The following is a 25,167-nucleotide window of genomic DNA, read 5'->3' as shown; positions in this document are numbered from 1 at the left end:
CGGCGTCCGGGCGCGGTTCATTTCGTCATGCTCGCCGACCTGCGCCTCGCCGTCCGTCAACTTCGCCAGAGTCCCGGCTTCGCCGTCATCGCGGTCCTGTCGCTCGCGCTCGGCATCGGCGCCAACACCGCCGTATTCAGCCTCGTCAACGAATTCCTCCTGCGTCCGCTGCCCGTGCGCGCGCCGGAGGAGCTCGTCATCTTCCGCAACGTCGAGGGCGAACGCGGCGGCCTCGCGCAATCCGTCGAGGGTTTCGGCGGAGCGGACATCGCCAGCGGTCGCTACTACACGACTTCCTTTTCGCTGGGGATGGTCGAGCGCTTCCGCGCTCACCCCGAAGTGCTCTCCGAGGTCATCGCCTTCGTGCCATCCACCGAGAGCTTCGTTCTCGTGGACGGCGCCCCGGAAACCGGACTCACCGCGCAACTCGTCTCGGGGAACTATTTCTCGGGGCTCGGAGTTGCAATGCAGGTCGGCCGACCGATCGCGCGCGATGATGATCGCGTCTCGGCACAACCGGTCGCCGTGATTTCCTATCGATTCTGGCAGCGCCGCTTCGCCGGCTCGGGCGATGTGCTTGGCCGCACCGTGACCTACAACAACGTCCCGGTCACCATCATCGGGGTGGCTGCGCACGATTTCGGAGGCACCAGCCAAGTCGGCGAACATACCGACATCTACCTGCCCTTGGCCCAACACGGGCGCTTCGAACGCGACAGCGCCGAAGAGCACTCGCGACTTTCCACCTGGTGGGTCCGCGTCATGGGGCGGCTCGCCCCGGGAGTAACTGCCGCACAAGCCTGCGCCACACTGGAACCGATCTTCGTTGCGACCGCGCAAGAGGGCTGGCGCACCGCGCCGCCTCCGCCGGAGGGACGCGGTGAGATGCCCGGCGCGCCGACCCTGCACGCCGACCCTGGCTTCCAAGGCGAGCGCGACTATCGCCAGCGCTACCAGGACTCCCTGCGTCTCATGCAGGGTCTCGTCGGCCTCGTGCTCCTCGCCGCCTGCGCGAATGTGGCCAATCTCCTCCTCGCACGCGGCGCCTCCCGCCGTCGCGAGATTGCCGTCCGCCTCGCGCTCGGCGCGAGTCGCACCCGGATCGTGCGCCAGCTCCTCGCCGAGAGCCTGGTCCTCGCTGCGGTCTCGGCGCTTGTCGGTCTCACGCTCGCGAGCCTGGCCCGGGGCGCATTGATCGCCTTGCAGCCGTTCGGCGCCCAGTCAGCGAACCTCGAACTGCCGCTCGATTGGCGCGTCATCGCGTTCACCGCGTTGGCCGCCTTGCTCACCACCGCCGCCTTCGGTCTCGCGCCCGCGCTGCGCGCCACGAAGCTCGATCTCACGCAGGAATTCCAAGGCGGTCGCGGTGCCCGCGGCGCGCGTTCGCGTCTCAGTCGCGGCCTGATGGCGACGCAGCTGGCTCTCTCGCTCGTGCTGCTCGTCTGCCTGACGCTGTTGCTCGGCTCGCTCCGCAACCTCGACCGCGTCGACGCCGGCTTCAACCGGCGCTCCCTCCTCCTTTTCAATTTCAATCTCACCGCCGCCGGCTTCGACGAGGCGCAGACGCGAAATTTCCGTGATCGCGCGCAGGAGCGGCTCGCGACGCTGCCCGGCGTGCGCGGAGTCACGTTCTCGCGCGTGCCGGTGTTGTCGCATTATGTGCAGACGAGTTCGGTCCTCATCCCCGGCGTGACGCCGCCCCAAGGCGCCAGCGGACTCGAGGCGCACTTCAACGCCGTGGCGCCGAACTTCTTCTCGGTGCTCGAGCTGCCGCTCGTGCTCGGACGAGCTTTCACGGCTGCGGACGGTCCGTCCTCCCCCAAAGTGGCGATCGTCAACGAAACCTTCGCGCGCCTCTATCTGGCGGGCGCGCATCCGCTCGGCCTGCGCTTCCACTATCCCGGTGACGACAAGAACGAGTTCGAGATCGTCGGCGTCGCTCGCGACGCGAAATACGCCGATCTCCGCTCGGAGGTGCCGCCCACGGTCTATCTCAGCGCGGCGCAACGCGGCGGCGGCTTCCTCTTCTTCACCCTGCGTTACACGGGCTCGGCGGAAGCGTTGACGCCGTCGATCCGCACAACGGTGCGTGCGCTGGATGCGCAAATCCCGCTGCTCAACCTGCGCACGATGGACCAGCAGGTGGACATGCTGCACCGCGAGGAACGACTCTTCGCCAAGCTGGCCGGGTTATTCGGCGCGCTCTCGTTGCTGCTCACGTCGGTCGGACTCTACGGGCTCATGTCCTACCTGATCGCGCGCCGCACGAGCGAGATCGGCGTGCGCATGGCGCTTGGCGCGTTGCCTGGTCACATCCTCCGTCAATTCATCGGGGAAGCCGGAGCGATGGTGGCGGCTGGCGTCGTGGCGGGCGGACTCGCCGCGTGGGGCGTCGCGCAGCTGCTGCGGCAGATGCTCTACGGTCTCACTCCCACCGATCCCTCGGCTTACGCGATCGCCGCGGTCGGACTTGGTCTGGCAGCTCTCGTCGCAGCGGCGGTGCCGGCGTGGCGCGCCTCCCGCGTGAGCCCCAGCGAAGCGCTGCGCGCCGACTGAGGCTCCGCCGGGAGGATAGCGCGGCGTGGACATCCGTGTGGGAACACGGTAGAGCTTCGCCCGTTTCCGAACTGTTCCGCGCTGGTTCGGCACTTTGCCGTGCTTACCAACGCCTTCACTCACCACCCGCACGCCCCGACGAAGACCGAACTTTCGGCCGCGTTGGGCGCGACGCAATCGGTCTGGAACGACTTCCTCACGCATCTGGCCCGCGAAAGCCTGACCACGACGCAGGAATGGAAATGCCACTCGCCCAAATGGGGCTGGTCGCTGCGCGTGCTCCAAGGCCAGCGCACCATCGTCTGGCTCTCGCCGGGCCGCGGCGGCTTCAATGTCACCTTCATCCTCGGCGACCGCGCGGTCGCCTCCGCGCGCGCCGCGCGCCTGCCCCAAACGGTCCGCACCGCGCTCGCCACGGCGCTGCGCTATCCCGAAGGCACCGCTCTCCGCCTCGTCGTGAAATCTCCGCGCGCGCTCCCGGCTCTGCGCCGACTCGCCGCCCTCAAAGCCGCTCACTGATTCCGCCATGCGCTTCCTCGCCCTCGAAAGAGAAATCCCCGCGCTGCCGCGCCCCGACCACACCGACCTCCTGCGCCACGAAGCCGCCGCCGTCTGGCGCCTCCAATCTGCCGGCGTCGTCCGCGAAATCTGGTTCACGCATCCCGAACGCCACGCCGTCCTCACACTCGAATGCCCCAGCCTCGCCAGCGCTCGCGCCTATCTCGCCGCGCTGCCGCTCGCGCGCGCCGGCCTGATCGAATTTCAACTGCACGAATTGCGGCCCTACGACGGCTACGAGCGCCTTTTCGCGCCCGGCTACGACGCGCCGACCGATCCAGCGGGCGGTCCGGCGGAATACTGAGAGATTCCCGGTAACCGCCAACGCGCCGGCGGGTTCTCTTGGTCAGCACCCATCTGACCACGACCATGCCGCACGTCATCCGCTTCGCCCTGCGCTCGCTGCGCAAGTCCCCCGGCTTCACCGCCGCCACGATCCTCACGCTCGCACTGGGCATCGGCGCCACCACGGCGATTTTCTCCGTCCTCTACGCGGTCCTCCTCAAGCCGTTCCCCTACCCGCACGCCGAGCAACTCGTGGTGCTCTGGCAAAAGGGCCCGCAGATGGAGATGTCGATTTCCTGGCCCACCGTGCAGGACTGGATGAACGAGCAGCAGACCTTCAGCGCCCTCGCCGTCCACCGCCGCGACCGTTTCAACCTCTCCGGCGCCGGCCAGCTCCCGGAAAACGTCACCGGTGCCTACGCTTCCGCTTCGCTCTTCGACGTCGCCCAACTCCCGCCCGTGGCGGGCCGCTATTTTACCCGCGACGAGGACAAGCCCGGCGCCGCCCCCGTCGTCGTCATCTCCGAAAAACTCTGGGAACGCCGCTTCGGCCGCAACCCCGCGCTCCTCGGCACCACCATTCCGGTCGACGGCGTGCAGCGCACCGTGATCGGCATCGCGCCCGCCGCGCTCGGCCTCCCGCGCCTCGCCGAAGTCTGGGTGCCGATCTTCCCGTTCGCCGCCACACAGCCCGGTTGGCAATCCCGCGGCAACAATCCCGGACTCTACAGCTACGGCCGCCTGAAGCCCGGCGTGTCGCTGCAACAGGCCGCCGCCGACATGGAGCGCATCTACGTCGGGCTGCGTCCCAATTACCCCGGCAATCTCACGGGCGTCAGCGCGCGCATCCAGACCTACGAGGAAAACCAAACCGACACCTACCGCGCCGGCCTGTGGTCGCTGCTCGCGGCGACCGCCTTCGTCCTCGCCATCGCCTGCGCCAACGTCGCGAGCCTCTTCATCACCCGCGGCATTCAGCAGGAGCGCGACTACGCCGTCCGTGCCGCGCTCGGCGCCAGCCGCGCGCAGCTCATCCGTCAGATGCTCACCGAGTCGCTGCTCGTGGGCCTCACGGGTGGCGTGCTCGCGCTGCTCGTCGCCGGCGGCGCGCTGCAACTCATCCGCTCGCTCATCCCGGCCGACAACGTCCGCTTCCAAGCCATCGCGCTCAACTTCTGGGTGCTCGGCTTCTCGTTCGCGCTCGCGATCGTCTCCGGCGCCCTCGCCGGACTGTGGCCCGCGTTGAAGATTTCGCGCACCGACGTCCGCGCCGCGCTGCACGACGGCGGACGCGGCGCCACCGCGGGCGGCGGCGTGCGCCAGATTCTCGTCGGAGCCCAGGTCGCGCTCACCCTCGTGTTGCTCAGTGTCAGCGGGTTGATCCTGCGCAGCCTCGAGCGGATGCAAAGCGCCGACCTGGGCTTCGACGCCTCCTCCACCCTCACCTTCGAGATCTCACTCCCGGGCAGCCGCTACGGCACCGACGAAGTCCGTCGCCGCGATTTCTTCCTGCGCTTGGTCGATGAACTGAAGGCGCTGCCGGGCGTGAAGACCGCCGCCCTCAGCACGACCCCGCCGCTCGACACCGGCTGGCAATCCAGCTTCGCCGTCGAGGGCGTGCATCGCCTCGATCAAAACGACCTGCCGCTCGCCGAGATGGGCATGGTCAGCGACGACTACTTCGCCACGCTCAAGGTGCCGCTCTTGAAAGGCCGCGCCTTCGGCCCGCCGGACATGACCGACCCGAGCGTCGCCATCGTCGACGAAGGCTTCGCGCGCAAGTTCTGGCCCGGCCAGGATCCGCTCGGCAAACGCATCCACTGGGGCTTCAGCGACGACGAGAGCCGCAACTGGTTCACCGTCGTCGGCATCGTGCCGACCCTGAAAGTCTACGGCTACGCCGAACCGCCGTCGCGCCCGCAGGCCTACGTCTCGCTCCGGCAATTCGCGTGGCAGCAGAAAGTCGGCCTCGTCCGCACCGAGGGCAACCCGCGTCTCCTCGAGCGCCAGATCCGCGAACTCGTCGGCCGGCTCGATCCCGAGATCGCGATCTTCAACCTCAGCACGATGCAGGAGGAAGTCGCCTCCACCTACCAGAACACGACGCTCCAATCGCGCCTGCTCACCGGCTTCTCCGTCCTCGCCTTCGTGCTCGCGCTCACCGGCCTCTACGGCGTCGTCGCCTACGGCGTGAACACCCGCCGCCGCGAGATCGGCGTCCGCATGGCGCTCGGCGCCGCGAGCGGCAACGTCGTCGGCCTCATGCTCCGGCAAGGCCTGCTCCCGCTCGCGATCGGCGCCGGCATCGGCCTCGCCGGCGCGCTCGCCGCCGGCCGCGCGCTCCAGACGCAACTGTTCGAAGTCTCGCCCTTCGACCCCGCCACGCTCGGCGTCGCCACCGCCCTCCTCGCCCTCGCCGCCGCCCTCGCCAGCTGGCTGCCCGCCCGCCGGGCCGCCCGTGTGAACCCGGTCGAAGCCCTCCGCGCGGACTGAGTCGGAAAAATCTTCCGCGTCTCACGCGCACTTTTTGGTTTTGCCCCGACCGCCGGCCCGCCAGTGTGCCGGCGTGACCGATTCCGGCCCCACGCCTCCGCCCGCTCCCGACCTCACCCTCGCGAGCGATCCGGCAGCGCTGCTCGCCCTCGTCTACGACGAACTCCGGAAACTCGCCGCCGCGAAGCTCGCGCGCGAGTCCGCCGCCTACACGCTGCAACCCACCGCGCTCGTGCACGAGGCCTGGCTCCGCCTCGGCGGCGACCGCCAACCCACGTGGGCCAACCGCCGGCACTTTTTCGCCGCCGCCGCCGAGAGCATGCGGCGCATCCTGATCGACAGCGCCCGGCGCAAACACGCTGCCCGCCGCGGTGCCGGCGCGACCAAGCTCAGCGTGGACTCGACCGGCTTCGATCTCGCCGCGCCGGCCGACGACACGGAACTCATCCTCGTCAACGACGCCCTCACCGCCCTCACTGCGCACGACGCCCGCAAAGCCGAACTCGTGAAGTTGAAATACTTCGGCGGTCTCACGCTCGACGAAGCCGCCGATACTCTCGAAATTTCCCACCGCACCGCCAAGCGCGACTGGGCCTACGCTCGCGCCTGGCTGTTCAACGAAATCACCCGACTCCGCGGCTGACCCCGCCACTCCACGCCTCTCCGCCGCCCGGACCGGTCACCACGGTCGCGACGGAAGTCCGGCTGCCCGCATCGCCGTTCTGCCGGGTTCGCTGGCCCCTTTTTTCCCGCTTTTCCGCATCTCCGTAATGCCCGCAGTGCGCGACCCGTTCGCGCCCCCACCTTGAGACCCGACGACGAAATCTTCTCCGACGCCCTCGAACTGCCGCCCGCCGACCGCGCCGCGTTCCTCGATCGCGCTTGCGCCGATGCCGAGCAACGCCGCCGCATCGACGCCCTCCTCGCCAGCGACGCCGCCGCGCGCAACTTCCTCGACCGCCCGCCGCTCGCACCGCGCCCCGAGCTCCCCGAGGAGAAACCCGGCGACCGCATCGGCGCCTACGTCCTCGAACGCCGCATCGGCGAAGGCGGCTGCGGCGTCGTCTACCTCGCCGAGCAGACCGAGCCGATCCGCCGCCACGTCGCGCTGAAGATCATCAAGCTCGGCATGGACACGCGCGAGGTCATCACGCGCTTCGAAGCCGAGCGCCAGGCGCTCGCCATGATGGACCACCCGTGCATCGCGCGCGTTTTCGACGCCGGCGCGACCGTCACCGGCCGGCCGTTCTTCGTCATGGAATTCGTCGACGGCCTGCCGATCACGCGCTTCTCCGACGAATACCGGCTCACCACCGAGCAACGCCTCGACCTCTTCGCCCGCGTCTGCCTCGCCATCCAGCACGCGCATCAAAAAGGCATCATCCACCGCGACGTGAAGCCGTCCAACGTCCTCGTCGCGATGCACGATGGCGTGCCGATGCCCAAAATCATCGACTTCGGCATCGCCAAAGCCACGCAAGGCCGCCTCGCCGAGCACACGCTCATCACCCGCGTCGACCAACTCGTCGGCACGCCCGCCTACATGAGCCCCGAGCAAGTCGAGGCGCGCGACCACGACATCGATACGCGCAGCGACGTCTACTCGCTCGGCGTGCTCCTCTACGAACTCCTCGCCGGCCGCCCGCCCTACGACCCGCAATCGCTCCTCCAGGCCGGCGCCGCCGAGATCCGCCGCATCATCCGCGAAGTCGATCCACCGCGTCCGTCGACGCGCCTCGCCACTCTCGCCGTCGCCGACCGCGACACCGTCGCCCGTCTCCGCGGCTCCGCGCCCGTGCAACTCACCTCCGTGCTCCGCGGCGATCTCGATTGGATCGTCATGCGCTGCCTCGAAAAGGACCGCGCCCGCCGCTACGGCACCGCCTTCGAACTCGCCGACGACGTCCGTCGCCACCTCCGCCGCGAGACCGTCACCGCGCGCCCGCCCGACGCGCTCTACCGCACACGCAAATTCGTTTCCCGCCACCGCGTCGCCTGCGCCAGCGCCGCGGCGATCGCGACGTCGCTCGTCGCCGGCACGATCGTGAGCCTCGTCCAAGCCGAGCGCGCCCGCCGCGCCGAGATCATCGCCCGCGCCGAGCGCGACATCGCCCAGGCCGCCCAGCACGCCGAGACCGTCGCCCGCGCCGACGCCCAACGCCGTCAGGAACAAGCCGAGGCGCTGCTCACCTTCATGCTCGGCGATTTCCGCACGGAGCTGAAGAGGATCGGCAAACTCAGCCTGCTCGACGCCGTCGGCGACAAGGCCATGGCGCACTTCGCCGCGCTCGACCCGAAGGACCTCACCGACGCCGCGCTCACGCAGCAGGCGAAAGCGCTCACGCAGATCGGCGAAATCCGTCTCGACCAGGCGCGCTACACCGACGCCTCGAAAGCATTTGAGGCGGCCTACCAACGCTCCGCCGCGCTCGTGACGCGCCACCCGCAAAACGCCGACATGCTCTTCGAGCGTGCCCAAGCCGAGTTCTGGATCGGCTTCACCGCGCGCCGCAAAGGGGATGCCGGTATGGCGCGCATATGGCTTACACGTTATCGCGACTCATCCGCCGCACTCGTGACACTCGAGGGCGATACGCTGCGCGCGCTGCGCGAGCGCATGTCGGGCGAGCACAACCTCGCCGTGCTGGATTTCGACGAGGGCAATCTCGCCGCCGCCGACGCGGGCTTTCTCGCCAAGAGGGCTACGATGAAGACACTCCTGCCCCGCGCCCCCGACGACACGCGTCTCCGACTGTCGATCGCCGATATCGAATCATGGCGCGCCCGCATCGCAGAAGCCGAGGGACGTTTCGCCGATGCACTCGCCGGCTATGAAGCCACCGCCGCCGGCTTGACCGAACTCTCCCGCCGCGAACCGACCAATCCCCTCTGGCGCGCGCGACTGGCGGACAACCGCATCTTTTCGTCCCATGTCCTTGCCATGCTCGGCAGGACCGCCGACGCGCTCGCCGGCTTCGAATCCGCCCGCGATGTCTATGCTCAGTTGATTGTGGATGATCCCAAGAACCAGCAACGTCGCGCCACCGCGCTGACGATCGAACAAGACCGCGCCCAGCTCCTCTTCTTCACCGGCCGCGACGCGGAAGCTCGGAAGCTCGTCGCCGACGCCCGGAAGCAACTCGAGGCGCTGGTTCAAAGCGAACCCACCTCACTCTTGTTCCGCCGCCGACTCGCCGCCGCACACCGCCTGCAGGCCCGGTTGGCTTTCGCCGAGCCGGAGGCCGCATACGCCGAGGCCGCGAAGGCCGTCGCAGCCAGCAGCGATTTCCTCGGCGTGGACGCGACCGACGGCTACACTCTGGCCGAATACGTCGCGATCCGCCTGCTGGCCGGCCGCTTCGCCCACCAACTCGGGCGGGATGCCGAGGCGCGGCAGCTCTGGCAGGACGTGGTCAGTCGACTCGCCCCCCAGTTGGCGAAATTCGCCCGAAATCCCCGGGTGATTGCCCCGCTTGCCGAGGCTTATCTCCTGCTCGATGAAATCAATTCAGCGCGGCCGTTGCTCGAAACGCTAAAGGCCTGCGGCTATCATGCCGTAGACCCTTGGACGGCTTCGCTGTTCGAAACCGCATCCTAGACCACATCCTGTCCATGTATACTGCCACCACCCAGATCACGATCGTCAAATTCGTCCCCGTCGTGGAATTCCCCACGAATGGTGTCTGCACCGAGGCGACCATCTCGCCGCCCGTTAATACCTCGCCTCAACCGCCAAACCAGAAAACCCCGGTGTTCACTGGCGACGGTCAGTCGATCACGATCACGGTCCCCGCAGACTACCATGGCGCGACGCAGTTGACCTATCAGCTCTTCGACCCGCGGTATATTCTGCTGGGCATCGCCTTTAAGGGGGCCGTCGCGGGATGCGGTCGCGAGGAGTTCAACCAACTCGACATCTACCGCGACGACACGAGCAGCCAGATTATCGTCACCGATACCTGCGATCCCGAGTATACCGGAGTGGAATACCAATACATCATCCTGATTCAGGATTCCGAAACCGGTGCCATCGGCATCATCGATCCCGAAATCGATACCGAGGTGGAAGAATAGTCCTAACTCAGCGCATTCTTAGGCTGCTCCCACGGAGCAGCCTTTTTTGTAGGCGCGAGAAAGCGCTTGCCGAAGGCCCCCCCCCTCGGGCTTTTTCGGTGCCACGGATTGCTACCGAGGTCGGTAGCGGGCCAATCCGGTATTCAACCTGATTGTCCGCTATCTTGATGAAAAAGCATCTCGCTGGCCTCTTTGCCGGCCTCCTTCTGTCCGCCTCGGTCGCTTCGGCCCAAACCGCCGAAGCCGCCAAAGTGACTCTCACCGTCACGAACTTCCGTCCGCTCTTCTCCCAAGCGGAAAACAGCTATGTCGACGCCGCCGTCTCGATGGCGCCACACAGTTCCGTCAGCCTCGCGGATCGCAACGGGATGCCGACGTTCACCTGTAAAGGCACCGTCGACTTCGAGATCGCTGTCGCCTCGGCGGACAGCAACGAGAGCTATCGCCCAATTGCGATCACGTTCCAGCAACTCGGCAGTGTTGCCGCCGCGGACAAGGACGTCGCCGGCGAGCTGAATTTCGCACGCCTTGCGCCACCACCGACGGGAAACTGCTGTTCCGCAACAAGGCCCTGAAACGGGGCGAAGTCGGTCATTACGAGTTCTTCGTGCTTATTCAGCGGGTCTCCGACGGCGCCATCGGTATCATCGACCCGGACATCGAGACCAACATCAACGAATAATCCCCCGAGAATTCGTCGATTTCCTAAGGCCGCTTCGCTGAAGCGGCCTTTTGTTTTGTCCGGCGGCCGGTCGCCTTCTTGCGAAAAACTCGCCGACGCGTGGCCCCTTCGGAGCCGCGACCGCGCATTGGGACGATGGAACGCCGCACTCACCGGCGATTCGGTTACCCCTCGTCCCGCATGAGCTCCTCTCTCGCCGCCTTCGCCGCCCAGCCGCAAGTTCAGAAATTCATCGTGCCCGAGGAAGGCCTCTACGTCCTCGAAGTCTCCGGCGCGCAGGGCGGGAGCGGCGGCGGTCCCGGCGGCAAGGGCGCCCGGTTGCGCGGGACTTTTCATTTCACGGCGGGGCAACGGCTGTGTCTCGTCGTCGGCCAGCGCGGCGAAGCCGGCGTGAAGCCCGCGCATGCCGCCGGCGGCGGTGGCGGCGGCTCGTTCGTCTGGTGCGACACGGGTTTGGTGCGCCCGATTTTCCCGCTCATCGCCGCCGGCGGTGGCGGCGGCGGCAGCGGCAGCGATGGCCGCAGCGAGGCCGATGGCGGCGTCGGCGGCGGTCCCGGCGGCACCGGCGGTCGCGGCGGACAGACCGATCTCAGAAATTTCCACTACAGCGGCGGCGGCGGCGCGGGCTGGTATTCGACCGGCGCGATCGGCTCCCTGCCCACGCATTGCGGCGGCGGCGGCCACTGGGAGGGCGGTGAAGGCGCGAACTACGGCGGCTTCCACGGCGGCGACGGCGGCTACGGCGGCGGTGGCGGCGGCTCGTTCTTCGGCCACGGTTCCGGCGGCGGCGGCGGCTACAGCGGCGGCGGCGGCGGCACCGAAATGGGCCCGGCCGGCGGCGGCGGCGGCTCGTTCAACGCCGGCGCGGATCAGTTCAATCACAGCGGCGTGCAGGAAGGCGACGGCTGCATCCGGCTCTGCCTCGCGCGCGAAGTCCACCTCCTGTTCAACGCCGGACAACCCGGCAAGGCGGCCGACCCCCAGGTTTGGTGACGAATTGGGGCGGACGGTTCATCCGCAATCGAACCGTTCGTCTCTGCGGCGCAGTGGCCCTCTGGCCCGAGACCACTGCGCCGCAATCTCTTCTCTCCCCCGCGGAGGGGCGCGGAAGAAAAGCGCAACTTTGTGCGACCAGGCCGTGTTGTGCCGGGAACCCGTCCCGGTTTCGCACACCCTCGCGCCATGTCCACGCTCCTCCACGACCTCCGTTTCGCCGTCCGTCTGTTCGCCAAAAGCCCCGGCTTCACCGCCGTCGCCGTCGCCACGCTCGCCGTCGCCATCGGCGTCAACTCCGCCATCTTTTCCCTCGTCAACGGCCTGCTCCTGAAGTCCGTCGTGCTCGAGCGACCGCAGGAGGTCGTGAGCGTCTTCTCCGCGCGTAAGGACGCGTCGCGCGACTACCGCCAGTTCTCCTTCACCGAATACCAGTCGCTCCTCGAGGCGAAGGACGTCTTCACCCAGGTCGCGGCGGTGAACTTCTCCCTCGCCGGCATCGGCCGCGAGCCGGGCGAGATGCACCGCAGCTTCGTGTTCATGGTCACCGACGGCTTCTTCCCGCTCATGGGCGCGAAGCCCGCCGCCGGCCGTTTCTTCAACGCCGAGGAAACCCGCCCGAACTCGAACGTCCCCGTCGTCGTCGCCAGCTACGCGCTGTGGCAGCGGATGGGCGGCCGCGCCGACTTCGTCGGTTCCACGCTGCGCGTCAACGACCGCCCCTACACCGTCATCGGCATCGCCCCCGAAGGCTTCTCCGGCATCAGCGCGCTCATCGCGCCCGAAGTCTGGCTGCCCACCGGCGTCTTCTCGCAAATCGCCTCGGCCTTCGGCGACGGTGCCGACGTGCGCGATCTCGCCGCGTTGAAAAACTACACGCTCAACGTCTACGCCCGCCTCGCCCCCGGCCTCACGCTCGAATCCGCCAAGGCCCGCCTGCCCGTCCTCGAACAACGCCTCACGGCGCTCCAGCCGCCCGACGCGCAAGGCACGCGCGAGATTCAGCTCACCGTCCCGAGCAAGTTCAGCATCAGCACGAGCCCCGAGTCCGACGGCTCGCTCACCCTCCTCGCCACGCTGCTCATCGCGATGGCCGGCGCGGTCCTGCTCATCGCCTCGCTCAACCTCGCCAACATGCTCCTCGCCCGCGGCACCGCGCGCGCCCGCGAGATGGCCGTCCGTCTCGCCATCGGCGCCAGCCGCGGCCAGATCGTGCGCCAGCTCCTCGTCGAGGGCCTGCTCCTTTCGCTGCTCGGCGGCGGCCTCGGCCTCTTGCTCAGCTATTGGTCGAACACGCTGCTCGAAAACTCGTTCACCGCGCTGCTCAGCTCGATGAACTTCACCCTCGCCGGCGGCCTCAAGCCCGACGCCACCGTCCTCACGGTCACGACGCTCTTCTGCCTGCTCTCGACGCTCGTCTTCAGCCTCGGGCCCGCCCTCAAGGCCGCGCGCACCGATGTCGTCACCGACCTGAAATCCACCGGCGCCGAGGCGACCGGCACGGGCCGCTTCAACCGCTTCTTCGCGCCGCGCCACATTCTCGTCATGGTGCAGATGACGCTCTCGCTCGTCCTCCTGTTCAGCGCCGGCCTCTTCTTCCGCGGCGCGCTCAACGCCAGCGGTCTCGACAAGGGCTTCGATCCCGCCAACGCCGTGCTCGCCGAGATGGATTTCTCGCTCAGCGGCACGCTGCAGCAGGAAGGCCTCCGCCGCATGAGCGATCTCGCCGACCGCGTCCGCGCGCTGCCCGGCGTCGAATCCGCCGGCTACACCACGCTCATCCCCTACGGCAACATCACCAACACCACGCGCATCATGCCCGCGAGCGAGGCGATGCCCGTCACCACCGACCCGAAAGCCCCGCGCCCCGGGGCCGGCGGCGTCGAGGCGGGCATCACGCCCGGCTTCCTCCGCTCCATCGGCGTGCGCATCCTCCGCGGCCGCGACTTCACCGAGACCGAGGCCCGCGACAAGAACTCGCCCAAGGTCGTCATCGTCGACGAAGGCATGGCCGCAAAACTCTTCCCCAACGGCGACGCCCTCGGCCAGCGCGTGAAGTTCACCCAGCCGCCGACCGATGGTTCGGTCAACGAACTCGAGATCGTCGGCATCTGCTCCGCGCACCGCCACGATTTGCAGGACAACTCCGGCAACGCCGCCGCGCGCCGCGTCTACTTCCCGCTCGCGCAGCGCTACAACGCCTCCGTCTTCCTCGTCACACGCTTCGCCGCCCGCGACCCGCAAGCCGTCCTCGCCACGCTCCCGTCCTTCCGCGCCGAGCTGCGCCGCATCGACGCCGCGCTGCCGCTGCTCCAGCTCGTGCCCTACACCTCGTTCCTCGAGCGCAGCATCACGCTCTGGATCGTGCGCCTCGGCGCCGTGCTGTTCGGCATCTTCGGCGGCGTCGCCCTCGCCCTCGCCGTCGTCGGCGTCTACGGCGTGAAGGCCTACGCCGTCGAGCGCCGCACCCGCGAGATCGGCATCCGGATGGCGCTCGGCGCCGAACAGCGCGACGTCTTCGCCCTGATCATGAAGCAGGGCGCGCTGCAAACTGTCGTCTCCGTCGCCGCCGGTGCCGTGCTCTCGCTGCTCGTCGGCCAGGTGCTCGCCAGCGCGCTGTTCAAGGTCAGCCCGATGGACCCGCTCGCGCTCGGCCTCTCGGCCGCGCTGCTCAGCGCCGCGACGCTCGCGGCCTGCTTCATTCCCGCCCGCCGCGCCACGCGCGTCAGCCCGACCATCGCCCTCCGCGCCGAATAGCAAAGTTCTTAATCAGTAACTACCCCCCATGACCTCCCTGCTTCAGGATCTCCGCTTCTCCCTGCGCGTGCTGGCCAAAACGCCTGCCTTCACCGTCACCGCCATCGTCGTGCTGGCCCTGGGCATCGGTGTGAACACCGCCATTTTCAGCCTCGTGCACGAACTCGTCTTCAGCGCCCGCCCGTGGCCAAACGAGTCGCAAGTCGTGCAGCTCTACACCCAGGACGAGAAGAAGCCCGACCGCTTCCGCATGTTCTCCTACCCGGCCTACGAGCAACTGCGGAAAGACCAGACAACCTTCACCGACATCCTCGCCCACAACCTCACCATGGTCGGCATCGGCGAGGGCGAGGCGACGCGACGCGTCTTCGGCGCGCTCGTCAGCGCCAACTACTTCAGCACGCTGCAAGTCCCGCTCGTCCGCGGCCGTGCCTTCACGCCGGAAGAGGAAAAACCCGGCGCGGCGATTCCGGTCGCGATCGCCAGCTACAACCTCTGGAAGCGCGAAAACTTCGCACCCGACCTGCTCGGCCGCGTCATCCGCGTCAACGAGCGGCAGTTCACCATCGTCGGCATCGCGCCCGAGGGCTTCAGCGGCACCATGATGCTGCTCGGTCCCGAAATCTATTTTCCGCTCGGCTGCTACGATCAGCTGCAAAACGACTTCGACGCCACGCGCGAGCGCGCACTCGGACGGACCGACGCCTACAACCTCTTCCTCGTCGTGCGGCTGAAGCCCGGCCTGACCATCGCGAACGCCGACGCGCCGCTCAAGGCTCTCGCCGCCGGCCTGCAAAAAACCTTCCCGGTCGAGTTTAAGGAGCAGACGCTCACCTCGCGCCACCTGCCGCGCCTCAGCTCGAGCAACGCCCCCGCCGAGGAGCAATCGCTCGGCGTCCTCGGCACCACGCTGATCGCCATGTCGTCGATCGTGCTGCTCATCGCCTCGCTCAACCTCGCCAACATGCTCCTCGCCCGCGGCACGGCCCGCCGCAAGGAATTTGCCGTGCGTCTCGCGCTCGGCGGATCCCGCGGCCGCATCGTGCAGCAGTTGCTCACCGAAGGCTTCGTGCTGTCGCTCGTCGGCGGCGCGCTCGGCTTCGTCATCGGCGCATGGTCGACCACCGGACTTGTGCAGGCCGTCGGCCGCATCGCGCCTGTCGGACTCTTTTTCCACGGCGCGGCCAATCCCATGCTCTACGCCGCGACGTTCGCCTTCTGCTCGCTCGCGACGGTCTTCTTCGCCCTCGGGCCCGCGCTGAAATTCTCGCGCGCCGACGTGCTCACCGATCTCAAGGAACAATCCGGCGAGGACACCACGCACCGCCACCGCTGGCGGTTCCTGCCGCGCAATCCCCTCGTCGTCGCCCAACTCGCGCTCTCGCTCGGCCTGCTCATCGCCGCCGGCCTCTTCATCCGCGGCGCGACCGCCGCCGCCAGCGTCGACACCGGTTTCCGCGCCAACGACACGCTGCTCGTCGAACTCGACGCCAGCCTCGGCGGCTACAACGCCGAACGCGGCCTCGAACTCTACCGCCGCGCCTCCGAACGCGTCGCCGCGCTGCCCGGCGTGCAATCCGCGAGCCTCGGCTCCGTCGTGCCGTTCGGCATCGTTTCGCTGAGCCGCAGCGTGCAGCTCGCCGGCGTGCATCCCGCGCCGGACGCCAAACCCGCGACCGCCGCCGAAGGCCTCGCCTACGGCGCGCGCTGGAACAGCATCGGCGCCGACTATTTCGCGACCATGGGCCTGCCGCTGCTGCGCGGCCGCGCCTTCACCGCCATCGAGACCGATCACAAGGGCGCGCCCGCCGTCGCCATCATCGACGAGGTCCTCGCGCGAAAACTCTTCCCGAACGGCGACGCCCTCGGCCAGCGCATCCAATACGCCGAGCGCAACGCCCCGCGCGCCGCGGGCGGCGACGGCCCCAGCAGCGGCGTGAGCGAGACGCTCCAGAAACGCGCCGACGAAGCGCCGACGCTCGAAATCGTCGGCATCGTGCCCGCGACCAAATGGGAACTTTTCGGCGACAGCTCGAACGGCGTGATCTACGAACCGTTCGCCCAAGGCTACCAGAGCAACGTGTTCCTGCATGTCCGCACCGCCACTCCGCTCGCCGGGACCGCGCGTCAGGCGATGATCGACACCATCCGCCGCGAACTGCGCACCGCCGCCACCGGCGTGCCCGTGCTCGACCTCAAGACCTTCGGGCAGCACCTCGACGCTTCCTTCCAGCTCTGGATCACGCGCATCGGCGCGATCATGTTCTCGGTTTTCGGCGGCCTCGCCATGGCGCTCGCCGCCGTCGGCCTCTACGGCGTGAAAGCCTACGCCGTTGCCCGCCGCACCCGCGAAATCGGCATCCGCATGGCGCTCGGCGCCGAGCCGATCGCGGTCCAGCGCATGATCCTCCGCGAAGGTCTGACCATGACGCTCGTCGGCACCGGACTTGGCCTGTTGCTGGGTCTCGGCATCGGTCAAGTGTTGCGCTCGCTGCTCTACAAGGTCAGTCCGCTCGACCCGATGACCTTCGTCGTCGCGCCCGTCGTGCTGATCGTGGCCGCCATGCTCGCCTGCTGGCTCCCCGCGCGACGCGCCACCAAGGTCAACCCGCTCACCGCCCTCCGCTCCGAATAACTGCACCATGCTCCAAGACCTCCGCTTCGCTCTCCGCCTCCTCGCCCGCTCGCCGGGCTTCACGGTCGCGACGATCCTCGTGCTCGCCGTCGGGATCGGCCTGAACAGTGGCATGTTCACGTTCGTTTACTCGCTCGCGTTCACGCCGCGACCCTTCGCCGAGCCTGACCGCATCGTGCAGGTCTTTTCCCTGAACCGGAAGCAACGCGACGACAGCCAACTCTTCTCGCATCAAGTCTGGAGCGAGCTCGCCGAACGCCGCGAACTCTTCTCCGCCGTCGCCGCGTTCAAGCACACGCTCGTCGGCCATCAAGCCGGCGGCGAAACCCGCCGCGCATTCGCGTCGCTCGTCTCGGCCAATTACTTCTCCACTCTCGGCGTGCCGCTGGTGCGCGGCCGCGCCTTCACCGCCGAGGAATCGCGTCCCGGCGCCGGCATCCCGTCCGTCATCGTCAGCCACGCGCACTGGCGGAAGACCGGATTCGCCGCCGACATGGTCGGCCGCACGCTGCGCATCAACGAGCAGCTCTTCACTGTCGTCGGTATCACCCCGGAGAGCTTCAGCGGCACCACCGCGCTCTTCGGACCGGAATTCTACTTCCCCTTGGGCATGTTCGATGCGCTGGAAAATGTCCGCATCGGCGAGGAGCGCCGGGCCCTCGGGCGGAACGATTCGTTCAACCTCTTCGTCTTCGCGCGTCTCGCGCCGGGCGTGGAACTCGCCACGGCCACGGCGGCCTTGGATGCGCTCGGGACGAACCTCGAACGCACGTTCCCGGTCGATTTCAAGGACCACACCATCACCGCCGGCCCGCTGCCGCGACTGGGCACAAGCTCCTCGCCGCGCTCGGAAGGTCCGGTGAAGCTTTTCGCCCTCGTCCTGCTCGGGCTCGCCGGCGCCGTGCTGCTCATTGTGTGCCTCAACCTCGCTGGCCTGCTCCTCGCACGCGGGCAGTCGCGTCGCAAGGAGTTCGCCATCCGCCTCGCCCTCGGCGGCAGCCGCGCGCGACTCGTGCGGCAACTCTGCATCGAGGGCTTTCTGGTCGCCGCCATCGGCGGAGCCCTCGGCATGATCGCCGCGCATGTCGCCCTCGATCTGCTCGTCGGTGCGTTCGAAGCCCGGCTGCCTCTGACGCTGTTCCCGACCACCGCCGGCTCGGGCGTCGTCGTCGCCGCGACCACCGCACTTTGCGTCGGAGCGACGCTGGTCTTTTCCCTCGGGCCGGCGTTGCGGCTCTCGCGCGGCGACGTGCTGACCGACCTCAAGCTCCAGAGCGGCACCGAGGCCGCCGCGCCGCGTGGCGCGTGGTGGCGGCCGCGTCACCCGCTGCTCGTCGCCCAGGTCGCGCTGTCACTCGCGTTGCTCATCGTCGCGGGTCTCTTCCTGCGCACCGCGCTCGGCGTGTCGCGCACTGACCACGGCTTCCACGCCGACAACACGGTCGTCGCCGAAGTCGATGCGTCGCTGGGCAAGCTCGATGAGACGCGCAGCCTGGAGTATTTCCGCGCCGCTTCGCAGAAGCTCGCCGCCTTGCCGGGAGTGCAGTCCGTCTCCATCGCCGCGATCGTGCCCTACGGCTTCAACAGCGTCGGCCGCAGCGTCCGCCGCGACGGTCCGCCGCCCGCGAAGGGCAGCCGCCCCGCCACCGCCGCCGAAGGCCGCGCCTACAGCGCCAGTTGGAACGCCGTGGGCGCCGACTACTTCACCACGCTCGGTCTCGCCCTGCGCGACGGCCGGGCGTTCACCGAATCCGAGTCGCTCAACTCGGGCGCGCCGCGCGTCGCCATCATCGATGAAGGCCTCGCCCGCGCGCTCTGGCCCGAAGGCGGTGCAGTCGGCCGGTTCATTCGCGACACGGACGGCGGCGATTCCAACGCGGCGGCCTTGCAGGTCGTCGGCGTCGTCTCGTCGACCCGGATGGATTTCTTCGAGGAAGACACGCCGCGTGCGATCTACGTGCCGTTCGCTCAAGGATTCTACGCCAACGCCCATTTCCACGTCCGGCCCGCCGTCGATGCGGAGCCGGTCGCGACACGACTCGTCGGCCAGGTCCGCGAGACGCTCGCCGACGCCATGCCGGGCGTGCCGATCTTCAAGGTGCGCACCTTCCGCGATCACGCCGAGTCGTCCCTCGATGTCTGGGCCATGCGCCTCGGCTCGCTGCTGCTCGGAGTGTTCTCGGCCTTCGCGATGTTCGTCGCCGTGGTCGGCATCTATTCGGTGAAAGCATACCAAGTTTCCCGCCGCACGCGTGAGATCGGCATTCGCATGGCGCTCGGCGCGCTGCCCGCGGCAGTGCAATCGCTCATCTTGCGCGAGGGCCTGGCCACGGCCGCGATCGGTCTCGGCTTCGGTCTGCTTCTCGGGCTCGGCCTCAATCGCGCGCTGGCCTCCGTGCTGCACGGCGTGCGCGGCTTCGACCCGGTCGTCCTCGGGGCGTGCACCACGCTGTTTTTCCTCGCTGCGGCGATCGCCTGCTGGATTCCAGCCCGGCGTGCGACCAAGGTGAATCCCCTCGAGGCCCTGCGCGCGGAATAAGCTGTAACTTTTCGGCGGCCGCGCGGGTATTCAGGGAGCAACCGACAATTCCCCATGATCTCTTCCGCGCTCCGCCTGCCTGCTTTCCTCGCCGCCGCCACTCTTCTCGTCACCAGCGCCTCCGCCAAGGTCACCGAGAAATTCAGCCAGACCCATCCGCTCGGCGCCACCGGCACCGTCGCCCTCACCAACATGAACGGCGACGTGGAGATCGTCGGCTGGGACAAGGCGGAGGTCAGCATCGAGGCGGAAAAATCCGCCCGGACCGACGAGGAGCTGAAACGCATCGAGATCGTCGTCGAGGCGACCGCCGATCACGTTTCGATCAAGACCAAGCACCAGCGGACCGAGGGCGGTTCGTGGTGGCACCGCAACGACAACGTCTCGGGCGCCGTGCACTACGTCGTCCACGTTCCCGCGAAGCTCCTGCGCGTGAAGATCGACGCGATGAATTCCAACATTTCCACCGACAAGGTCAGCGCCGCGATGAAGCTCGAGACCATGAACGGCCGCATCCGCGCCAACGGCCTGACCGGCGACGCCGAGTTCGACACGATGAACGGCCGCATCTCGGCCTCGTTCGACCGCCTCGGCGCCGGCCAGAAGGTCAACGTCGACACCATGAATGGCCAGTGCGAGATCTTCGTTCCCGCCGACGCCAGCGCCCGCGTGAACGCCTCCTCGATGAACGGCCACGTCTCCAGCGAACTTCCGATCACCGTCGAAAAATCCTCCCGTCGCTCCCTGCATGGCGCGCTCGGCAAGGGCGAGGCCTCGCTCTCGATGGATTCCATGAACGGCTCGCTTTCGATCCGCGCCCGCACCTGATTTCTCCGCCATGCTCACCGCCCTCCGCCGCCTCGCCCTCCTCGCCCTGTCTCTCGCCGCCGCCGCCTCGCTTTCGGCGACGGTGACAGAGAAGTTCACTCAAACCTACCCGCTCGCCGCCGACGGCACGGTGTCACTCGACAACGTCAACGGCACGGTCGAGATCGTGGGCTGGGACAAAAACGAGGTTAGCGTCGAGGCCGAGAAATCAGCCGCGTCAGCCGACAGTCTGAAGCGCATCGAGATCCTCGTCGAGGCCACGCCGGATCACGTCGCCATCAAGACGAAGCTCGAGAAGAAATGGTTCTCCTTCGGCTTCAACCGCGCTGAAGTCCGCTACAAGCTCCACGTGCCCGCCACCGCGACCCTGAACAAAATCGACGTCGTGAACGCGGATGTCCACGTCCGCGGCGTCAAAGGCTACGTCGATCTCGACACCGTCAACGGTTCCATCGACGCCGAAGGCCTCGGCCGCGGCGGTCGCTTCGACACCGTCAACGGCTCCATCCGCGCCAGCTTTGTCGAAGTCGCCGCGAAAGATCGCATCGTCCTCGATACCGTCAACGGCTCCGCCACAGTCACGCTCCCCGCCAACGCCGCCTTCAGTCTCAAGGCCGACTCCGTCAACGGCAGCATTTCGTGCGACTATCCGATCACGATCGGCAAAGCCGGCAGACGTCACCTCAACGGCAGCGTCAACGGCGGCGGTGCCGAAGTCGTGCTCGATTCCGTCAACGGCGGCCTCGCCGTCCGCGCCAGCCGCTGAGTTCGCCGCTCGCGCGCAGCGGTCCCTGCATCCCATTCGTGGGACGGCGCAATTTCGTTTTCAGGTTGGGCCGGGCAAACCGCCTGAACTCGGAAACCCGCAACCCGCTGCGCCGGCGGGAATAAGCTTCTTCCGCGCCCTTGGCACAACGGCTGCAATTTCGCGGCCGTGCTGCTCGCCACGCACTCGATCCATTTCCGTGTCCACACGCGCGTTTTGCTCACGTTGCTGGTCGCGTGCGCGATTGCCACGGCGATGTGGGCGCAACCGTCCGCGCCCGCGTTGCTGCGCGACGCCAACGCCGCGCTGAAGGCCGGCGACCGCCCACTCGCACTCGAAAAACTCGCCGCCGCGCGCGACCTGCTGCCCGATTATCCGCGCCTGCACCTCCAGCTCGCGCGCCTGCACGCAACCTCCGGCGATCATGCCGCCGCGCTCGCCGCGCTGTCGGCGCTGGCCGATCTCGGCGTCGCGTCAGACATCGCGCACGATGCCGCGCTCGCGCCGTTGCACGCTTCCCCCGCCTGGGCGGACGCCGTCGCCCGTTTCACCGCCAACGCCGCACCACGCGGCCACGCGGATCGCGTCGTCACTCTGCCCGCGCGCGACGGCATCGTCGAAACCGCCGTGGCCGACTCGCACGGACGATGGTTTCTGGCCGACGTCCGCAATCGACGCCTCGACGTGCGCGAGCCCGACGGCTCGATGCGTCATTTTTCGAGCGAGCGCGACGGGCTCGCCGGCGTGTTCAGCCTCGCGCTCGACGAAGCGCATCAGCGTCTCTGGGCCGGCATTTCCGCCACGCCGGAAATCAAGGATTACCGCGCCGAGGACAGCACCTCGGCGTTCTTCGCCGAATACAATCTGACGACCGGCAAACTCGCTCGCGTCATCCGACTGCCCGCCGACGAGCGTCCGCACGTCCTCGGCAGCCTGACCTTCGCCTCCGACGGCACGCTGTTCGCGACGGACAGCGGCACACCGTGCCTCTGGCGCGCGAATCCCGCCGACGGCTCGGTCGAGCGCTGGCTCGCGAGCGACGACTTCGCCTCCCTGCAAGGCCTCGCGTTCTCCGCCGACGGCAAGACGCTCTACGTCGCCGACTACGCGCGCGGCCTCTGGGCCATCGACGTCGCCACGAAAACGCCGCGCCGTCTCCGCGCGCCGGCGCACGCCACGCTGTTCGGCATCGACGACCTCCGCCTCGCTTCCGCCGGCGCACTCGTCGCCGTCCAGAACGGCATCGAGCCGCAACGCGTCATCCGTCTCGACCTCGATGCCGCCGGCGAGATTTCCGCCATGCGCGTCCTCGCCTCTGCGCTGCCCGGTCTGGACGACCTCGCGGGCGGCTCGCTGCGCGACGGCCGTTACGTCGTCGTCGGCAACGCCGGCTGGTCGCTCTTCGACTCGCCCGGCGCCGCCCCGGCCGCGCGCGACGTCCAACTTTTCTCCGTCACCCCGTAGCTCCCCACGTCATGATCCTCGAATCTTTCGGCCAAGACCTGCGCATCGGCCTGCGCGTCCTCGTTAAGGAAAAGGGCTTTTGCGCGCTCGCCGTCACCGTGCTGGCACTCGGCATCTGCGCCGTCACCACGATGTTCGCCGTCGTCAACGGCACACTGCTCCGCGGCTTCTCGTTCCCCGAGCCCGACCGCCTCGTCGACGTCCAGCTCGCTGACCCGACGAATTTCCAGCCGAACAACTTCAACGCGCAGATCCTCACCGTCGACTTCAAGGACATGCGCGAGATGGAGCTGAAGTCCTTCTCCAATCTCACGGCCTACCTGAACGGCTCGACCGTCAACGTCACCTACCAGGGTCAGCCGCGCCGCTACCAGGGCGGCTACATCTCGCACGATTTCTTCCGCACGCTCGGCGTGAAACCCGCCCTCGGCCGCGACTTCATCCCCGAGGACGATCGCCCCAACGTCGACAAGGCCGTCATCCTCTCCGATGCGCTGTGGAAATCCGATTTCGGCGGCGACCCGGCGATCCTCAACAAGCCCATCCGCGTCAACGGCACCGCCGCCACCGTCGTCGGCATCATGCCGCCGAAATTCCAGTTCCCGCAAAACGAGCAGCTGTGGATTCCCGTCAACGCCTCGTTCCCGTGGCGCCCGCGTTCCGACCGGAACAACCAAACGGTGAACATCATCGGCCGCCTGAAACCCGGCGTCGGCCTCGAGTCGGCGCAAAACGAAATCGACCTCGTCGCCAAGCAATTCGCCCGCGCCTACCCGGACACGAACAAGCAGTTCTCGATGGGCTACGTGCGCCCGCTGATCGAATCGTTCATCGGCGGCGGTTTCCGCCAGACCGTCTTCACCATGCTCGCGTTCTGTGTCGGCGTGCTGCTCATCGCCTGCGTCAACGTGATGAACATGCAGTTCGCGCGCGCCACCCTGCGCAGCAAGGAACTCGCCATCCGCTCCTCGCTCGGCGCCGGCCGCTGGCGCCTCCTGCGGCAGATGCTCACCGAGAGCCTGCTCGTCGCCACGCTCGGCGCCCTCGTCGGCGTCGGCCTCGCGTTCTGGTCCACCGATTTCATCGACGCCGCCTCGCGCAACACCGCGTTTCCCCTGCCCGCCTGGATGGCCTTCACCATCGATCCGATGGTGCTCGCCGCCGTCGTCGGCTTCACGCTGCTGGCCGCGCTCGTCTCCGGTCTCGTGCCGGCCTGGCTGTCGTCGCGCGCCAACGCCGCCGAAGTGCTCAAGGAGTCCGGCCGCGGCAACACCGGCCGCACGATCAACCTCATCACGAAGGGCCTCGTCGTCTTCCAGATCTTCGTCACGAGCATCCTCCTCGTCGTCGGCCTGCTTCAGGTGCAATCGATCCTCCGCGCCCAAACGCTCGACCTCGGCTACGACACCGGCGGCGTTCTCGGCTCCCGCATCGGCCTCATGGAAGGCGATTATCCGACGCCCGCGACGCGCGCCCTCTTCTACGAAAAACTCGTCCGCGAACTCCGCGCCACGCCGGACTTCGAATCCGCCGCGCTCACCACGCGTTTCCAGATGATGTTCGCGCCGCAGGGCCCCGTCGAAATCGAGGGCAAAGCCTACGCGCAACCCAGCGACCGCACGATCGCCCAGACCGAAAACGTCTCGCCCGACTTCGCCCGCACGCTCGGCCAGAAGATCGTCGAAGGCCGCTACCTCACCGACGAGGACTCCGACGCGCGCGAACCCGTCGCGGTCGTGAACGCCACTTTCGCGCGCAAACACTTCGGCACCGAATCCGCCGTCGGCCGCCGCATCCGCACCAATTCGGCCGACGGCAAGAACCCCGGCGTATGGCGCCGCATCGTCGGCGTCGTCACCGACGTCCGCATGCTCGGGCCGTTCAATACCCAGAACGACAACGCGGGCTTCTACGTGCCGCTCACGTCCGCGATCTTCGGACCGTTGCCCAAGGAGGTCACCGCGCCCCAGTTCGTCACCATCGTCGCCAAGCCCCGCGGCGGGCAGCGCGGCGAATCGCTGACGCGCTCGGTCGCCTCCGTCGTCCAGAAAATCGACCCCAACCTCCCGCCCTATTTCGTCCAGACGCCGAAGGCCTCGCTCGACGGCATCCTCGCGCAGAATCGCATCATCGCCGGATTGTTCGGCGTGTTCGGCCTGCTGGCCATCGTGCTCGCCTCCGTCGGACTCTACGGCGTGCAGAGCTTCTCGGTGAACCAGCGCACGCAGGAATTCGGCGTCCGCATGGCACTGGGCGCGCAACCCTCGACGATCCTCGGCATGGTCTTCCGCAGCGGCGCCTGGCAACTCGGCCTCGGGCTCGTGCTCGGACTCGGGATCATGTGGACCGTCGCCCACTTTTTCAGCCAACAGATCGCCGGCGCGCTGTTCATCACGCAAATCGCGCCCACCGATCTCCCGACCTACGCCGCCATCGCCGGTCTGCTCACGCTCGTCTCCGCCGGCGCAGTCTTCGTGCCCGCGCAACGCGCCACCCGCGTCGATCCGATGGTCGCGCTGCGCGCTGAATAACCGCCC

16 protein-coding genes are annotated in these 25,167 nt (G+C 68.0%); all 16 read left to right on the top strand.

Annotation, left to right across the window (positions count from 1 at the left end; genetic code table 11):
* Nucleotides 1-27: 27 nt before the first annotated feature.
* Nucleotides 28-2,556, top strand: coding sequence for an ABC transporter permease (locus KF715_00480; protein MBX3735137.1), 2,529 nt, complete (start codon nucleotides 28-30; stop codon nucleotides 2,554-2,556).
* Between the two features lie 99 nt (nucleotides 2,557-2,655).
* Complete coding sequence (locus tag KF715_00475; GenBank protein ID MBX3735136.1) at nucleotides 2,656-3,075, top strand: DUF3788 family protein; 420 nt, start codon at nucleotides 2,656-2,658, stop codon at nucleotides 3,073-3,075.
* 7 nt (nucleotides 3,076-3,082) lie between these two features.
* Complete coding sequence (locus KF715_00470; GenBank protein MBX3735135.1) at nucleotides 3,083-3,418, top strand: hypothetical protein; 336 nt, start codon at nucleotides 3,083-3,085, stop codon at nucleotides 3,416-3,418.
* Between the two features lie 65 nt (nucleotides 3,419-3,483).
* The gene (locus tag KF715_00465) at nucleotides 3,484-5,892 is read left to right on the top strand and encodes an ABC transporter permease (protein MBX3735134.1); all 2,409 of its coding nucleotides are present in this window, start codon (nucleotides 3,484-3,486) and stop codon (nucleotides 5,890-5,892) included.
* A 73-nt stretch (nucleotides 5,893-5,965) separates the two neighbouring features.
* Entirely contained in the window at nucleotides 5,966-6,535 is a 570-nt protein-coding gene (locus tag KF715_00460; protein ID MBX3735133.1) for an RNA polymerase subunit sigma, read from the top strand.
* A gap of 162 nt (nucleotides 6,536-6,697) precedes the next feature.
* A complete protein-coding gene (locus KF715_00455; GenBank protein MBX3735132.1) occupies nucleotides 6,698-9,490 on the top strand; it encodes a serine/threonine protein kinase in 2,793 nt (930 codons plus the stop codon).
* 14 nt (nucleotides 9,491-9,504) lie between these two features.
* Complete coding sequence (locus KF715_00450; GenBank protein MBX3735131.1) at nucleotides 9,505-9,966, top strand: hypothetical protein; 462 nt, start codon at nucleotides 9,505-9,507, stop codon at nucleotides 9,964-9,966.
* A 167-nt stretch (nucleotides 9,967-10,133) separates the two neighbouring features.
* On the top strand, nucleotides 10,134-10,541 hold the full coding sequence (locus KF715_00445; GenBank protein ID MBX3735130.1) for a hypothetical protein: 408 nt from the start codon (nucleotides 10,134-10,136) through the stop codon (nucleotides 10,539-10,541).
* 287 nt (nucleotides 10,542-10,828) lie between these two features.
* Complete coding sequence (locus tag KF715_00440) at nucleotides 10,829-11,641, top strand: hypothetical protein (protein ID MBX3735129.1); 813 nt, start codon at nucleotides 10,829-10,831, stop codon at nucleotides 11,639-11,641.
* 189 nt (nucleotides 11,642-11,830) lie between these two features.
* A complete protein-coding gene (locus KF715_00435; GenBank protein ID MBX3735128.1) occupies nucleotides 11,831-14,398 on the top strand; it encodes an ABC transporter permease in 2,568 nt (855 codons plus the stop codon).
* A 28-nt stretch (nucleotides 14,399-14,426) separates the two neighbouring features.
* The gene (locus KF715_00430) at nucleotides 14,427-17,033 is read left to right on the top strand and encodes an ABC transporter permease (GenBank protein ID MBX3735127.1); all 2,607 of its coding nucleotides are present in this window, start codon (nucleotides 14,427-14,429) and stop codon (nucleotides 17,031-17,033) included.
* A gap of 7 nt (nucleotides 17,034-17,040) precedes the next feature.
* A complete protein-coding gene (locus tag KF715_00425; GenBank protein MBX3735126.1) occupies nucleotides 17,041-19,572 on the top strand; it encodes an ABC transporter permease in 2,532 nt (843 codons plus the stop codon).
* A gap of 54 nt (nucleotides 19,573-19,626) precedes the next feature.
* Complete coding sequence (locus KF715_00420) at nucleotides 19,627-20,400, top strand: DUF4097 family beta strand repeat protein (GenBank protein ID MBX3735125.1); 774 nt, start codon at nucleotides 19,627-19,629, stop codon at nucleotides 20,398-20,400.
* A 10-nt stretch (nucleotides 20,401-20,410) separates the two neighbouring features.
* Complete coding sequence (locus tag KF715_00415) at nucleotides 20,411-21,166, top strand: DUF4097 family beta strand repeat protein (protein ID MBX3735124.1); 756 nt, start codon at nucleotides 20,411-20,413, stop codon at nucleotides 21,164-21,166.
* 168 nt (nucleotides 21,167-21,334) lie between these two features.
* Nucleotides 21,335-22,630, top strand: coding sequence for an SMP-30/gluconolactonase/LRE family protein (locus tag KF715_00410; protein MBX3735123.1), 1,296 nt, complete (start codon nucleotides 21,335-21,337; stop codon nucleotides 22,628-22,630).
* Between the two features lie 11 nt (nucleotides 22,631-22,641).
* Complete coding sequence (locus KF715_00405) at nucleotides 22,642-25,161, top strand: ABC transporter permease (protein MBX3735122.1); 2,520 nt, start codon at nucleotides 22,642-22,644, stop codon at nucleotides 25,159-25,161.
* Nucleotides 25,162-25,167: the final 6 nt, after the last annotated feature.

The organism is Candidatus Didemnitutus sp. (genome assembly GCA_019634575.1).
Taxonomy (GTDB): domain Bacteria; phylum Verrucomicrobiota; class Verrucomicrobiia; order Opitutales; family Opitutaceae; genus Didemnitutus.
This window is presented reverse-complemented; position numbering and strand designations above follow the sequence as displayed.

Bases quoted from the DNA above. Each gene is read 5' to 3' on its own strand.
- KF715_00465 (MBX3735134.1), top strand. From the start codon at position 3,484: ATGCCGCACGTCATCCGCTTCGCCCTGCGCTCGCTGCGCAAGTCCCCC.
- KF715_00480 (MBX3735137.1), top strand. From the start codon at position 28: ATGCTCGCCGACCTGCGCCTCGCCGTCCGTCAACTTCGCCAGAGTCCC.
- KF715_00405 (MBX3735122.1), top strand. From the start codon at position 22,642: ATGATCCTCGAATCTTTCGGCCAAGACCTGCGCATCGGCCTGCGCGTC.
- KF715_00415 (MBX3735124.1), top strand. From the start codon at position 20,411: ATGCTCACCGCCCTCCGCCGCCTCGCCCTCCTCGCCCTGTCTCTCGCC.
- KF715_00440 (MBX3735129.1), top strand. From the start codon at position 10,829: ATGAGCTCCTCTCTCGCCGCCTTCGCCGCCCAGCCGCAAGTTCAGAAA.
- KF715_00425 (MBX3735126.1), top strand. From the start codon at position 17,041: ATGCTCCAAGACCTCCGCTTCGCTCTCCGCCTCCTCGCCCGCTCGCCG.
- KF715_00430 (MBX3735127.1), top strand. From the start codon at position 14,427: ATGACCTCCCTGCTTCAGGATCTCCGCTTCTCCCTGCGCGTGCTGGCC.
- KF715_00450 (MBX3735131.1), top strand. From the start codon at position 9,505: ATGTATACTGCCACCACCCAGATCACGATCGTCAAATTCGTCCCCGTC.
- KF715_00435 (MBX3735128.1), top strand. From the start codon at position 11,831: ATGTCCACGCTCCTCCACGACCTCCGTTTCGCCGTCCGTCTGTTCGCC.
- KF715_00420 (MBX3735125.1), top strand. From the start codon at position 19,627: ATGATCTCTTCCGCGCTCCGCCTGCCTGCTTTCCTCGCCGCCGCCACT.
- KF715_00470 (MBX3735135.1), top strand. From the start codon at position 3,083: ATGCGCTTCCTCGCCCTCGAAAGAGAAATCCCCGCGCTGCCGCGCCCC.
- KF715_00445 (MBX3735130.1), top strand. From the start codon at position 10,134: ATGAAAAAGCATCTCGCTGGCCTCTTTGCCGGCCTCCTTCTGTCCGCC.